Origin of the sequence: Citrobacter sp. Cm038, assembly GCF_030333105.1 — a bacterium.
GTDB classification, from domain to species: Bacteria; Pseudomonadota; Gammaproteobacteria; order Enterobacterales; family Enterobacteriaceae; genus Citrobacter; species Citrobacter murliniae.
Map to the genome: position 1 here is coordinate 334,012 of NZ_JAOWGO010000024.1, position 12,861 is coordinate 346,872.

The following is a 12,861-nucleotide window of genomic DNA, read 5'->3' on the forward strand; positions in this document are numbered from 1 at the left end:
CAACACTCCACCATCATTGTCATTTATATCACAAATAGGCTACTTTCAGGCGTTTGTATCGCGTATTGCGCTTTTTGGTCGAAAAGATGCTACCACTGCCGGTGCGGTTTCCACGTATGGTCCATCCAGCAACTGTATACAATACGGTACACTTGCAAAAATACCCGGCACAATAACCTTACCGTCGGCACCTTTCACGCCTTCCAGCGTCTCTTTGATCGATTTAGGTTGCCCTGGGAGGTTCAGGATCAACGCCTGCTTACGAATCACCCCGACCTGGCGGGAGAGGATCGCCGTAGGGACAAAGTGCAGACTAATCTGGCGCATTTGCTCACCAAAACCAGGCATTTGGCGGTCGGCAACAGCCAGCGTCGCATCCGGTGTCACATCGCGACGTGCCGGACCGGTGCCTCCGGTGGTCAACACCAGATGACAACTCATTTCATCAACCAGTTCGCACAACGTTTGTTCGATGATCGCCTGTTCATCCGGGATTAGCCGCGTTTGTAGCTCAAAAGGGGTCGTCAGGGCCGATGCCAGCCACTCTTCGAGAGCAGGGATCCCCTTATCCTGGTAAACGCCACTGGAGGCTCGGTCAGAAATGGAAACTAGGCCAATGCGTAAAGTGTTCATGATTATTCCGTTTAAACAGTCTCGTTAAACAGAATGATACACTGCGGAGGAAGCGACAGACAGGTTTCAGAAGAGGTATAGAACGAGAGCGTGACCGGAAGCCCGGTCACGCTTAAATGATTACAGCAGATCGCCGATCATTTTTTCCAGTTTACCCTGGTCTACAGCAAACTTACGGATACCATCCGCCAGTTTGTCTACAGCCATCGGATCCTGGTTGTGCTGCCACAGGAACTCAGCTTCAGTGATGCGTGCCGGACGCGCCTTCACTTCACCGGAGAAGGACAGTTTACGCTCGATAGCACCTTCGCTTTCCGCCAGCTCTTTCAGCAGTGCCGGAGCAATCGTCAGACGATCGCAGCCTGCCAGCTCAATGATTTCGCCGATGTTACGGAAGCTCGCGCCCATAACCACAGTTTCATAACCGTGTTGTTTGTAATACTCGTAGATTTCCGTAACGGAAACCACACCTGGATCTTCTGCCGGTGCATACTCTTTCTTGTCGGTATTCGCTTTGTACCAGTCAAGAATACGGCCAACGAACGGAGAGATCAGGTATACGCCAGCTTCTGCACATGCGCGCGCCTGCGCGAAGGAGAACAGCAGGGTCAAGTTACAGTTAATGCCTTCTTTTTCCAGCTGCTCCGCGGCACGGATACCCTGCCAGGTAGAAGCCAGTTTGATCAGAATACGATCGTTGCTGATGCCAGCATCGTTGTACAGTTTGATCAGGCGTTTTGCTTTCGCGATAGATGCGTCAGTGTCGTAGGACAGACGAGCGTCAACTTCAGTGGAGATGCGACCTGGGACCAGCTTCAGGATCTCCAGACCAATGTTCACCGCTAGTTTGTCAGTTGCATCGACGATCTGCTGTGCGCGGTCGTTACTCTGCTGCTTAGCCCAGGCGACAGCATCATCAATCAGCTTACGGTATTCCGGGATCTGCGCTGCGTTAAGAATGAGAGAAGGGTTAGTTGTGGCATCCTGAGGCTGATACAGCTTCATTGCCGCGATGTCTCCGGTGTCGGCCACTACAGTGGTGAACTGACGAAGGGAGGTCAATTTGTCCGTCATGATAGCGTTTCTCTTTAAACAGCTTGTTAGGGGGATGTAACCGATCTTCCCTGATGATAGCACGACGCACTCTCAGCGCAACCGCCGGGATTGCCCGACCTGCCGTTCAGCTCTGATTACGCATCTCCAGGCCAGCCATGCGCAATTAAGGGGGAGACCTGATGTATGATAAACTCCCGCTATCAATCTCATGACAAGGTATATACTGTTCGCTAATTGGTAGCGCTTACACGGGATTATTCGCGCTTGCCGGCATCAACAAGAGGGATGTTAATGCCTGATTTTTTCTCATTTATTAATGAAGTACTCTGGGGATCGGTGATGATCTACCTCCTGCTAGGCGCAGGGTGTTGGTTCACTTACCGTACGGGATTTGTCCAGTTTCGCTACGTTCGCCAGTTTGGCAAAAGTCTTAAAAATAGTCTCAGCCCACAGCCGGGCGGTTTAACATCATTTCAGGCACTGTGTACCAGCCTTGCGGCTCGTATCGGAAGCGGAAACCTGGCTGGCGTTGCACTGGCTATTGCTGCAGGTGGCGCTGGTGCTGTCTTCTGGATGTGGGTATCTGCCCTGATTGGTATGGCGACCTCGTTTGCCGAGTGCTCACTCGCACAACTGTATAAAGAGCGCGACAGTAAGGGGCAGTTTCGCGGCGGGCCTGCGTGGTATATGGCTCGCGGACTGGGCATGCGCTGGATGGGCGTCCTCTTTGCTATCTTCTTACTCATTGCTTATGGCCTGATTTTTAACAGCGTCCAGGCAAACTCTGTCTCTCGTGCGCTGGAATTTGCTTTCGACATCCCTCCTCTTGCATCCGGTATCTCGCTGGCATTGCTGTCTTTACTGGCTATAGTCGGCGGAATTAAAGGTGTTGCCCGCTTGATGCAATGGTTCGTTCCGTTAATGGCTTTGTTGTGGGTCGGCTGTAGCATTGCCATTTGTCTGTGGCATATCGGCCAGATCCCAGAGATCATCGTCACCATTGTGAAGAGTGCATTTGGCTGGCAGGAAGCCGCCGCCGGTGCAGCCGGGTATACGCTAAGCCAGGCCATTGCCAGTGGCTTTCAACGCGGTATGTTTTCGAATGAGGCCGGAATGGGTTCAACCCCTAACGCTGCGGCTTCAGCCGCCTCATGGCCTCCGCATCCTGCCGCACAAGGAATTGTGCAAATGATTGGCGTGCTGGGTGATACACTGATTATCTGTACAGCCAGCGCAATGATTATTCTTCTGGCAGGGAATGGAACTACATATGTCCCAATGGAAGGTATCCAGTTGGTTCAGAAAGCCATGGTATCGCTAACAGGTGAATGGGGCGCGGGATTCGTCGCTCTGATTGTTATCCTTTTTGCTTTCAGTTCGATCGTCGCCAACTACATCTATGCGGAAAACAACCTGGTCTTTTTGAATCTGGACAATATCCGGGTCATCTGGCTTTTACGTATCACGACCGTCTGCACCGTAATTGCAGGAACATTACTCCAGTTTCCGCTGGTGTGGCAGTTAGCCGACATTATCATGGCCTGTATGGCCATCACTAATCTGACGGCAATTTTACTGCTGTCCCCGGTTGTCCATACTCTTGCCAGCGATTACCTGCGTCAGCGAAAACTCGGCGTGCGACCAGAATTTGATCCACACCGTTATCCTGATATCAGACAACAGCTTGCACCGGAAACATGGCATGAACCGCCGCGCAACTAGCCAGGCAATTGCAACCATCGATCAATTCTGTCGTTTTTTTTGCTAAAGTCGCAGTAAATTTCCTGCAAGGACTGGATATGCTGATTCTGATTTCACCTGCAAAAACACTCGACTACCAAAGTCCGCTGGCCACCACTCGCCATACTCTGCCCGAGCTGCTGGATCACTCCCAGCAGCTTATTCATACCGCACGCCAGCTCTCTGCACCGCAGATTGGCAAGCTGATGGGGATTAGCGACAAGCTGGCGGACCTGAATGCCACCCGCTTTCATGACTGGCAGCCTGATTTCACACCTGAGAATGCGCGTCAGGCGATTCTGGCGTTTAAGGGCGATGTCTACACCGGATTGCAGGCAGAAACCTTCAGTGAGGCGGATTTTGATTTCGCTCAGCAGCATTTGCGCATGCTGTCGGGACTGTATGGCGTTTTACGCCCACTGGACCTGATGCAGCCTTATCGTCTGGAAATGGGCATCCGTCTTGCCAATACGAAGGGGAAAGATCTCTACCAGTTCTGGGGAGATATCATCACAGACAAACTAAATGAAGCGCTGGAAGCACAAGGCGACAACGTGGTGGTTAACCTCGCCTCTGATGAATATTTCAAATCCGTGAAGCCGAAAAAGCTAAACGCGGAGCTGATCAAACCCGTTTTCCTCGATGAGAAAAATGGCAAATTTAAAGTCATCAGTTTCTATGCCAAAAAGGCACGTGGCCTGATGAGCCGCTACATCATTGAAAACCGTTTAACAAAGCCAGAACAGCTTGCGGCGTTTAACAGTGACGGCTATTTCTTTGATGAAGAAGCGTCAGGGAACGGTGAACTGGTGTTTAAACGTCACGAACAGTGATTTGTTTAGCAATAGAGATTAACCAACAGATTTTGTAGGCCCGGTAAGCGCATACGCTACCGGGCACTATAGTTAGCTGCGGGTCATCATCAACTGACGCAGCGCGGCAAAATCGGCGGGTAAGTGATGGGAGAGCAGAGGTAAGTCCGCACGCTCCGCCAGCTCTTTTGGCAGATCCAGCGTCACATCAAGAATCTCTTCAACGCTTTCTTTAAACTTCGCCGGATGCGCAGTACCGAGGAACAAACCATACTCGCCCGGATTTAACTGATCACGTAAAGCGCGGTAAGCGACGGCTGCATGCGGCTCAGAGGTGTATCCAATCGCCTGTAGTTCACGCATGGTTTCCTGAGTGGTTGCATCATCAACGGCCGCATAACCCAGCTCACTCAGACGCCAGATTTTACGGCGGAACAGTTCTTCCACTCGCGGCCAGTTGTTCGGCTGGCTGACATCCATTGCATTCGATAAGGTTGCCTGCGTTGCTTTCGGTGTCCATTCGCCACCTTGCAGGAAACGCGGAACCGTATCATTGACGTTAGTTGCTGCGATAAAGCGCTTCACCGGCAGACCAAGGGATTTCGCCAGCAGGCCGGCCGTCAGATCGCCAAAGTTACCGCTGGGAACGGAAATCACCAGTTGATTCCGCGCCTCTTGTGGCAGTTGGGCAACGGCCTCAAAGTAGTAACAAATTTGTGCCAGTAGACGACTGATGTTGATCGAGTTAGCCGAATTTAGCCCCAGAGCCACTTTCAGTTCCTCGTCATCAAACGCCTGTTTAACCAGAGCCTGACAGGCATCAAAATCACCATCGATGGCAACGGTTTCGATATTCCCACCCAACGTACAGAACAATTTTTCCTGTAATGGACTGATCTTACCGTTCGGATAGAGGATCACCACGCGCACATTTTTCAAACCATAAAAAGCATGTGCGACTGCAGCACCGGTATCTCCGGAGGTTGCCGTCAGGATAGTAACCGGCTTATCGCCGCTGATATGTGTCAGCATTTGCGCCATAAAGCGGCCACCGAAATCTTTAAATGCCAGTGTTGGGCCGTGGAACAGCTCAAGACAGCCGACATCACCTTCAACCTGAGCGACCGGCGCCGGGAAAGCAAACGCTGCGCCCACACGCTCGGCAAGGATCTCCTGAGGGATTTCATCACCAATAAATGAGGAGAGGATCCTGGTACTACGGCTGACAAAGTCTTGCTTCAGCATGTCATCAATTTCAGTCAGACTAAATTCCGGCAGATCGTGCGGGAAAAATAGCCCCTGCTTTTTACCTAACCCTTGCGTGACGGCCTGCGCGAAACTGACCTGCTCGTTATGATCTTTAAGATTGTAGAGTTTCATTTATTATCCCAGTACCCGTGCGCCCGCCGTGTCCAGCCGGCAAATATGAACAAAGCCTTCCTGATTTTGTAAGTAATTTTTATCCAGCCAGTCTGCTACACGCTGTGCCGTATCCGGCTTATCGCACAAGGCAAACAGCGTCGGTCCTGACCCGGAGATCCCACTGGCCAACGCGCCAATTTCCGCCACCGCCTGACGTGCCTGGCTAAAGCCGGGCAGTAAGCGGGTGCGATACGGTTCCGCAATCACATCCTTCATCAACTTCGCGGCCAGTTGAGGCTGGCGGGAATAGCAGGCATGGATAAATCCAGCCAGATGACGCCCATGGGCAATACAGTCCTGGCGGCGATACTGCGCAGGTAAAATCGCCCGCGCTTCCGCCGTAGACACTTTAATACCCGGATACGCCAGCACCCACAGCCATTCATCAAATCCTGGCACCTGCTGGCTAATGATGCCGTTTTCTTCAATCATTAACTGCATGCCGCCCAAAAAGCACGGGGCGACATTGTCGTAATGGATACTGCCGGAGATACGCCCTTCCAGCTCGCCCATAATCGCCAGCAAGCGCATATCGTTAAGCGGCTTCCCGCAGTACTCATTCATCGCGACCAGAGCAGCAACGACAGAGCAGGCGCTGGAGCCTAACCCGGAGCCAATCGGCATATTTTTTTCCAGCGTCATGCTCACCGGAATATGTTTACCCAGTTCCTGGCAGAACCGCTCCCAGCACTGATAAACGATATTTTCCCGCGGCTCTGACGGCAACTTGTTGGCAAAGCGTCCGAGGTTGTTCAGGCTGAAGCTATCAGCCGCTTCGACGCTGACAACATCCCCCAACAGAGAACCATCAACGGGTGTTACCGCCGCCCCGAGCACATCAAACCCGACGCTCATATTGGCACTGGAAGCCGGGGCATAAACTCTAACCATTTTAGACTCCTAACTTCCATGAAAGGGTACGTAGCAGGTCAGCAAAGACACCCGCCGCAGTCACATCGTTACCCGCACCATATCCGCGTAGCACCAGCGGCAATGGCTGATAGTAGTGGCTATAGAAGGCCAGCGCATTTTCACCGTTTTTCACTTTGAACAACGGATCGTTGCCATCCACTTCAGCTATTTTCACGCAGCAAACGCCATCTTCTTCAATATTGCCAACATAGCGCAATACTTTACCCTCATCACGGGCTTTCGCCACACGAGCGGCAAAGGCCTGGTCCAGCCGCGACAGATTGGCCATAAATGTTGTAACGTCGCCTGAATCGTCAAAACCTTGCGGCAACACCGGTTCAATAACGATATCAGAGAGCTCCAGTTCGCGTCCGGTTTCGCGGGCGAGGATCAGCAACTTACGCGCGACATCCATCCCGGAAAGATCGTCACGCGGATCAGGTTCGGTGTAGCCCATTTCACGCGCCATAATAGTGGCCTGCGAGAAGCTCATTCCTTCATCCAGTTTGCCGAAAATAAACGACAGTGAACCAGACAGAATTCCGGAAAATCGCTGCAGTTCATCGCCTGCACTGAGCAGGTTTTGTAGGTTTTCGATAACCGGTAAACCCGCCCCCACGTTGGTGTCGTAGAGGAATTTACGCCGCGATTTTGCCGCGGCAAAGCGCAACTGATGGTAATAATCCATCGATGAAGTGTTGGCTTTTTTGTTCGGGGTTACTACATGGAAGCCTTCACGCAGGAAGTCAGCATACTGATCTGCCACAGCCTGACTTGAAGTACAGTCAACAATCACCGGATTGAGCAGATGATATTCTTTCACCAGGCGAATTAAGCGACCGAGGTTGAAAGGTTCCTTTGCTTGAGCCAGCCCCGCCTGCCAGTTTTCCAGGTTCAGACCGTGAACATTGGTGAGTAAAGCCTTTGAGTTCGCCACGCCGCAAACACGTAAATCAATATGCTTACTCTTCAGCCAGCTCTGCTGGCGTTTTAACTGTTCAAGCAGTGCAGTCCCCACACCGCCAACACCGATAACAAAGACTTCGATCACCTGATCGGTATTGAACAACATCTGATGCGTAACGCGTACACCAGTTGTAGCGTCATCATTGTTTACCACTACCGAAATAGAACGTTCAGACGAACCCTGTGCGATGGCAACAATATTGATGTTGGCACGCGCCAGTGCCGCAAAGAACTTGGCGGAGATGCCACGCAGCGTGCGCATACCGTCACCAACCACCGAGATGATCGCCAGACGCTCTGTCACCGCCAGAGGCTCCAGCAGCCCTTCTTTCAGTTCCAGGTAGAATTCATCCTGCATAGCACGCTGAGCACGCACGCAGTCGCCCTGCGGTACGCAGAAACTGATGCTGTATTCAGAGGAGGATTGAGTGATCAGCACCACGGAGATACCCGCACGAGACATCGCAGCAAAAACGCGTGCTGCCATTCCCACCATCCCTTTCATTCCTGGCCCCGAAACGCTAAACATCGCCATATTGTTCAGGTTAGAAATGCCTTTTACCGGCAAGTCGTCTTCATCGCAGCTGGCGCCAATCAGCGTACCCGGCGCTTGCGGGTTACCGGTGTTTTTAATCAGGCAGGGGATCTGGAACTGGGCAATCGGAGTGATGGTACGCGGATGAAGAACTTTGGCACCGAAGTAAGAAAGCTCCATCGCTTCCTGATAAGACATCGATTTAAGTAGCCTGGCATCAGGAACCTGACGCGGATCACAGGTATAAACACCGTCAACATCAGTCCAGATTTCACAACAGTCTGCACGTAAACAGGCAGCCAGCACGGCAGCAGAGTAGTCAGATCCGTTGCGTCCCAATACCACTAATTCGCCTTTTTCATTCCCGGCAGTAAAGCCCGCCATCAGTACCATATGATCAGCAGGAATACGGCTGGCAGCAATGCGACGAGTAGATTCAGTGATATCAACGGTAGATTCGAGGTAATGACCAACCGCAAGCAGTTTTTCAACCGGGTCGATAACCGTAACGTTATGTCCGCGCGCTTCAAGCAAACCTGCCATGATGGCGATCGACATTTTTTCACCACGGCAGATAAGCGCAGCATTGATGCTGTCCGGACACTGTCCCAACAGGCTGATGCCGTGCAGGACATGCTTAATCTGGGCAAATTCTTGTTCAACAAAAGTTTTGAGTTGAGCCAGCGGGAAATCCGGCTGCGCAGCAGCAAGACCGACCAAAAGCTCAGAGAAAATACGTTCGGCGTCACTGATATTTGGTAAAGCGTCCTGACCACCGATGGTCTTCTCAATCATCGCCACCAGATGGTTAGTAATTTTTGCGGGGGCAGACAGAACGGTCGCGACCTGCCCCTGCCTGGCATTGCTTTCCAGAATATCGGCAACTCGCAGAAAGCGCTCTGCATTTGCCACTGATGTACCGCCGAACTTCAACACTCGCATGGTTTACCTCGTTACCTTTGGTCGAAAAAAAAGCCCGCACTGTTTAGGTGCGGGCTTTTTTCTGTGTTTCCTGTACGCGTCAGCCCGCACCGTTACCTGTGGTAATGGTGATGGTTGTGGTAATAGTGGTGCTGATGCGTTTCATGATGTTGTGTGCTCTGTAATTATTCTGTGCTGTATTCTTTTAGGGTTAAAGTATCTTATGACCTAAGTCAATAAATTTTTAAATTGATCACACTCCGAAACTTGTTCACGAGCGACTGCTTACTCTTTTACTTTCAACCAATACAGCGTGCCATGCCCACTTGAAGTCAGAGTCAAACACCATAAAAAACAAAAAATGTGAAATTTTATTTTGTGATGTTTTTTTCAATATCATGTAGAAAACGGTGCAACATTGCCGTGTCTCGCTGCCCTAACAGGCCCATTCGCTGTTGCAGCCAATCCGTTAGTTTGATGTCATCAGCAACGTCCAGCGTGGTTAATAAACGTAAAACACGTGCGCGTAATGCCTGTAACTGAAGCTCATCTGTCGGCTCAATGGTTTTTGTGGGCTGTTGTATTAAACCTGCTAATTGATAGCAATACACCATCACCGCCTGCCCCAGATTGAGTGAAGGATAGTCGGCAACCATGGGGACACCGGTCAGTACATCGGCCAAAGCTAATTCATCGTTTGTCAGGCCTGAATCTTCACGACCAAAAACCAGCGCGGCGTGTTCCATCCATGCAGATTTTTCTTCCAACAAGGGGACCAGCTCGACAGGAGTGGCGTAATAATGGAACTTCGCGCGGCTGCGCGCCGTGGTGGCGACGGTAAAATCAACATCATGAAGCGCTTCAGCCAGCGTTGAAAAAACGTTAATATTATCAATAACATCACCTGAGCCATGCGCAACCCATCGCGTCGCAGGCTCCAGGTGAGCCAGGCTGTCAACGATCCGCAACTCGGCAAAACCCATGGTTTTCATAGCACGGGCAGCCGCACCAATATTTTCTGCTCTGGCAGGGGCTACCAGAATAATAGTTAAACGCATTTCGATACTCTTTTTGGCCAGTCTGCAGATAATAATGTGATGCCCATCAACATATTACGCAGCGCGAATTTACATATTTTTAACAGAAATCACTGAAAATGCATTCCACATTCAGTAAAAAATGCTAAACTATTTCGTGGATTTACTATTACTTTTTTTGTTAACAGAAGTTGTATATCCTTCTGTTTATCCATGATAATTTAATTGAAAATGGATCTCATTCATTGGATTCATTACATTTATTAGTTTGCGAGTGCAACTAGTTGTATTATTGCATTTTTGTGATGAAAGCTAACATTTGGATACGATGATTTCATCAAACTGTTAACGTGCTACAATTGAACTTGATATATGTCAACGAAGCGTAGTTTTATTGGGTGTCCGGTACGTCTTAGCCTGTTATGTTGCTGTTAAAATGGTTAGGATGACAGCCGTTTTTGACACTGTCGGGTCCAGAGGGAAAGTGCCCACGACCAAGCTAATGATGTTGTTGACGTTGATGGAAAGTGCATCAAGAACGCAATTACGTACTTTAGTCATGTTACGCCGATCATGTTAATTTACGACATGCATCAGGCAGGTCAGGGACTTTTGTACTTCCTGTTTCGATTTAGTTGGCAATTTAGGTAGCAAACATGCAGACCCCGCACATTCTTATCGTTGAAGACGAGTTAGTAACACGCAACACGTTGAAAAGCATTTTCGAAGCGGAAGGCTATGATGTATTCGAGGCGACAGATGGCGCGGAAATGCATCAGATCCTCTCTGAATATGACATCAACCTTGTGATTATGGATATCAATCTGCCAGGCAAAAACGGTCTTCTGTTAGCGCGTGAACTACGTGAACAAGCTAACGTTGCGCTGATGTTCCTGACGGGCCGTGATAACGAAGTCGACAAAATTCTCGGCCTCGAAATCGGCGCTGACGATTACATCACCAAGCCGTTTAACCCACGTGAACTGACTATCCGTGCTCGTAACCTGCTGTCCCGTACCATGAATCTGGGCACGGTCAGCGAAGAGCGTCGTAGCGTCGAAAGCTACAAGTTCAATGGTTGGGAACTGGATATTAACAGCCGTTCTCTAATCGGTCCTGACGGCGAGCAGTATAAACTGCCACGCAGTGAATTCCGTGCCATGCTTCACTTCTGTGAGAATCCGGGCAAAATCCAGTCTCGCGCAGAACTGTTGAAAAAAATGACCGGTCGCGAACTGAAACCGCATGACCGTACCGTTGATGTAACAATCCGCCGCATTCGTAAACATTTCGAATCCACGCCGGATACACCAGAAATCATCGCGACCATTCACGGTGAAGGTTACCGCTTCTGCGGCGACCTGCAGGATTAATTCGATTCTGACTGGTATAAAAACGGCGCTTTATGCGCCGTTTTTCATTTCATCATTGCCCTATTTCCACAAACGCAGCCCGTCATTCTCAGCGGTTTGAACGTCTCTTGGCTTTGGTTGAGCAAGCGAGTGCCAGTCAAGATGACGCGTCAGGAACATGATCCCGCATAGCGCTAACAACAGCACACCGGTACCCAGCAGTAAAGCGCTGTCCTGCGAACGCAACAGCACCCACATCACCCCATCCAGAGACAGCAGCGCCACTGTGAACAAAATACTGTTACGCCATCCCTGCAATATCGCCTGTAAATAAACGCCGTTCATCAACGCACCAACCATGCTGGCAATGATCCACGCCGCCGTAAAGCCAATATGTTCTGACAGCGCCAACAGCAACAGATAAAACATCACCAGCGATAACCCCACCAGCAGATACTGCATGGGATGCAGACGAAGATTGCTCATACACTCGAGTACAAAGAAAGACATAAAGGTCAGTACTATTAACAAGCTGGCATACTTTGTTGCTCTGTCCGTCAATTGATACTGATCCGCAGACGTGGCCACAGCTACGCTAAATGCAGGCATTCCCTGCCAGCCAATTTTCTCCCCCTCAAAGCGTTCGCCCAGGTTATTGGCAAACCAACTGCTTTGCCATTGGGCCTTAAACCCTGACTCGCTGACTTCGCGCTTTGCCGGAAGAAAGTCCCCCAGAAAGTTGGGATGAGGCCAGTTGCTGGTTAAGGTCATTTCGCTGCTACGCCCCACCGGAACGACAGAGAAATCTCCGGTTCCACTCAGATTGAGTGACAATGCCAGACTGAGATCCTTCTCCACCCAGTCGGCATCCGGTAGCGGAATATGGATCCCCTGAGCACGCCCATTCAACCCCGTTCCGGGCTCAACCGTTAGTGAAACTCCGTTGACCTGCGGTGCATTGACTACGCCAATACCTCGGGCATCACCTACACCAACCACAATAAACGGTTTTCCCACAGTCACATTCGGATGATTCAATTCACTCAGACGCTCAGCATTAAACTCTGCCCGTACTGACATACCGTTATGCCAGACCTGTCCCTCGTAAATACCGATCCTTCGTGCTTCGACGTCCTGATTTGCCTCTACCATTAACGACTCTGGCAGCCAGAAATGGATAAAGCTGCGCTTACGCTGGACCTCTTTGTCATCTTCCAGCTCGGTATAAACTTCGGTCACGGGAATAGCGATCAGTGGACCAACCATCTTCTGCGGCCCACTGGTACTCTGTCGGATGGCATCTTCTACTGCACTGCGGTAATCCGAGCGCTCAACGATAATTTGCCTGACCATTGTCAGAGGAATTAATAACAGCAGCATTGCACCACTTAAGGTGACTATTTTCCAAAACAGGGGGGATTTCAAGATAGCGTTCTCCTTTGCAATGCCAGCAAGGTAAAACAGCTATGTGCGGG

12 protein-coding genes and 1 other annotated feature are annotated in these 12,861 nt (G+C 50.5%); of the genes, 3 read left to right on the forward strand and 9 right to left on the reverse strand.

Translation table 11 applies throughout. The features are described 5' to 3' along the window. Positions 1 to 45: 45 nt before the first annotated feature. Together mog and tal are read right to left on the reverse strand one after the other, a co-directional pair. Positions 46 to 633 carry a molybdopterin adenylyltransferase gene (mog, locus tag OGY01_RS18875; RefSeq protein ID WP_045439588.1) on the reverse strand — a complete coding sequence of 196 codons (588 nt, stop codon included), beginning with the start codon at positions 631 to 633 and terminating at the stop codon, positions 46 to 48. Between the two features lie 120 nt (positions 634 to 753). Continuing rightward, on the reverse strand, positions 754 to 1,707 hold the full coding sequence (gene tal / locus OGY01_RS18880) for a transaldolase (RefSeq protein ID WP_045439585.1): 954 nt from the start codon (positions 1,705 to 1,707) through the stop codon (positions 754 to 756). Between the two features lie 273 nt (positions 1,708 to 1,980). Here tal and OGY01_RS18885 point away from each other — a divergent pair, with 273 nt between their 5' ends. Both OGY01_RS18885 and yaaA read left to right on the forward strand, forming a co-directional pair. Then, positions 1,981 to 3,411: an alanine/glycine:cation symporter family protein gene (locus OGY01_RS18885; RefSeq protein WP_045439583.1), complete on the forward strand. Its 1,431-nt coding sequence runs from the start codon at positions 1,981 to 1,983 to the stop codon at positions 3,409 to 3,411. 77 nt (positions 3,412 to 3,488) lie between these two features. Then, a complete protein-coding gene (gene yaaA / locus OGY01_RS18890; protein WP_045439581.1) occupies positions 3,489 to 4,262 on the forward strand; it encodes a peroxide stress protein YaaA in 774 nt (257 codons plus the stop codon). A 72-nt stretch (positions 4,263 to 4,334) separates the two neighbouring features. Here the strand turns inward: yaaA and thrC are convergent, their stop codons facing one another. From thrC to yjjY, 6 genes are all read right to left on the reverse strand, one after another. Then, entirely contained in the window at positions 4,335 to 5,621 is a 1,287-nt protein-coding gene (gene thrC / locus OGY01_RS18895; RefSeq protein WP_045439578.1) for a threonine synthase, read from the reverse strand. Positions 5,622 to 5,624: 3 nt separating this feature from the next. Then, complete coding sequence (gene thrB, locus OGY01_RS18900; protein ID WP_045439573.1) at positions 5,625 to 6,554, reverse strand: homoserine kinase; 930 nt, start codon at positions 6,552 to 6,554, stop codon at positions 5,625 to 5,627. A gap of 1 nt (position 6,555) precedes the next feature. After that, entirely contained in the window at positions 6,556 to 9,018 is a 2,463-nt protein-coding gene (gene thrA / locus OGY01_RS18905) for a bifunctional aspartate kinase/homoserine dehydrogenase I (protein ID WP_045439570.1), read from the reverse strand. Between the two features lie 23 nt (positions 9,019 to 9,041). Beyond that, positions 9,042 to 9,168, reverse strand: a sequence feature (Thr leader region). Continuing rightward, entirely contained in the window at positions 9,098 to 9,163 is a 66-nt protein-coding gene (gene thrL, locus OGY01_RS18910) for a thr operon leader peptide (RefSeq protein WP_001386572.1), read from the reverse strand. (Overlaps the previous feature by 66 nt.) Before the next feature lie 200 nt (positions 9,169 to 9,368). Then, positions 9,369 to 10,055, reverse strand: coding sequence for a tRNA/rRNA methyltransferase (locus OGY01_RS18915; protein ID WP_286493512.1), 687 nt, complete (start codon positions 10,053 to 10,055; stop codon positions 9,369 to 9,371). Positions 10,056 to 10,454: 399 nt separating this feature from the next. Further along, a complete protein-coding gene (gene yjjY, locus OGY01_RS18920) occupies positions 10,455 to 10,595 on the reverse strand; it encodes a YjjY family protein (protein ID WP_001541509.1) in 141 nt (46 codons plus the stop codon). A gap of 95 nt (positions 10,596 to 10,690) precedes the next feature. Between yjjY and arcA the strand changes: the two genes are divergently transcribed. Further along, positions 10,691 to 11,407: a two-component system response regulator ArcA gene (gene arcA / locus OGY01_RS18925; protein ID WP_001194359.1), complete on the forward strand. Its 717-nt coding sequence runs from the start codon at positions 10,691 to 10,693 to the stop codon at positions 11,405 to 11,407. A 60-nt stretch (positions 11,408 to 11,467) separates the two neighbouring features. On the opposite strand, the gene creD is transcribed toward arcA, so the two are convergent. After that, positions 11,468 to 12,814 carry a cell envelope integrity protein CreD gene (gene creD, locus OGY01_RS18930; RefSeq protein ID WP_286493546.1) on the reverse strand — a complete coding sequence of 449 codons (1,347 nt, stop codon included), beginning with the start codon at positions 12,812 to 12,814 and terminating at the stop codon, positions 11,468 to 11,470. Positions 12,815 to 12,861 lie beyond the last annotated feature (47 nt).

Excerpts from the sequence above, each read along its gene's own strand:
- tal (WP_045439585.1), bottom strand. The coding sequence starts at position 1,707 with ATGACGGACAAATTGACCTCCCTTCGTCAGTTCACCACTGTAGTGGCC.
- arcA (WP_001194359.1), top strand. The coding sequence starts at position 10,691 with ATGCAGACCCCGCACATTCTTATCGTTGAAGACGAGTTAGTAACACGC.
- yjjY (WP_001541509.1), bottom strand. The coding sequence starts at position 10,595 with ATGACTAAAGTACGTAATTGCGTTCTTGATGCACTTTCCATCAACGTC.
- OGY01_RS18915 (WP_286493512.1), bottom strand. The coding sequence starts at position 10,055 with ATGCGTTTAACTATTATTCTGGTAGCCCCTGCCAGAGCAGAAAATATT.
- yaaA (WP_045439581.1), top strand. The coding sequence starts at position 3,489 with ATGCTGATTCTGATTTCACCTGCAAAAACACTCGACTACCAAAGTCCG.
- thrC (WP_045439578.1), bottom strand. The coding sequence starts at position 5,621 with ATGAAACTCTACAATCTTAAAGATCATAACGAGCAGGTCAGTTTCGCG.
- mog (WP_045439588.1), bottom strand. The coding sequence starts at position 633 with ATGAACACTTTACGCATTGGCCTAGTTTCCATTTCTGACCGAGCCTCC.
- OGY01_RS18885 (WP_045439583.1), top strand. The coding sequence starts at position 1,981 with ATGCCTGATTTTTTCTCATTTATTAATGAAGTACTCTGGGGATCGGTG.
- thrB (WP_045439573.1), bottom strand. The coding sequence starts at position 6,554 with ATGGTTAGAGTTTATGCCCCGGCTTCCAGTGCCAATATGAGCGTCGGG.
- thrA (WP_045439570.1), bottom strand. The coding sequence starts at position 9,018 with ATGCGAGTGTTGAAGTTCGGCGGTACATCAGTGGCAAATGCAGAGCGC.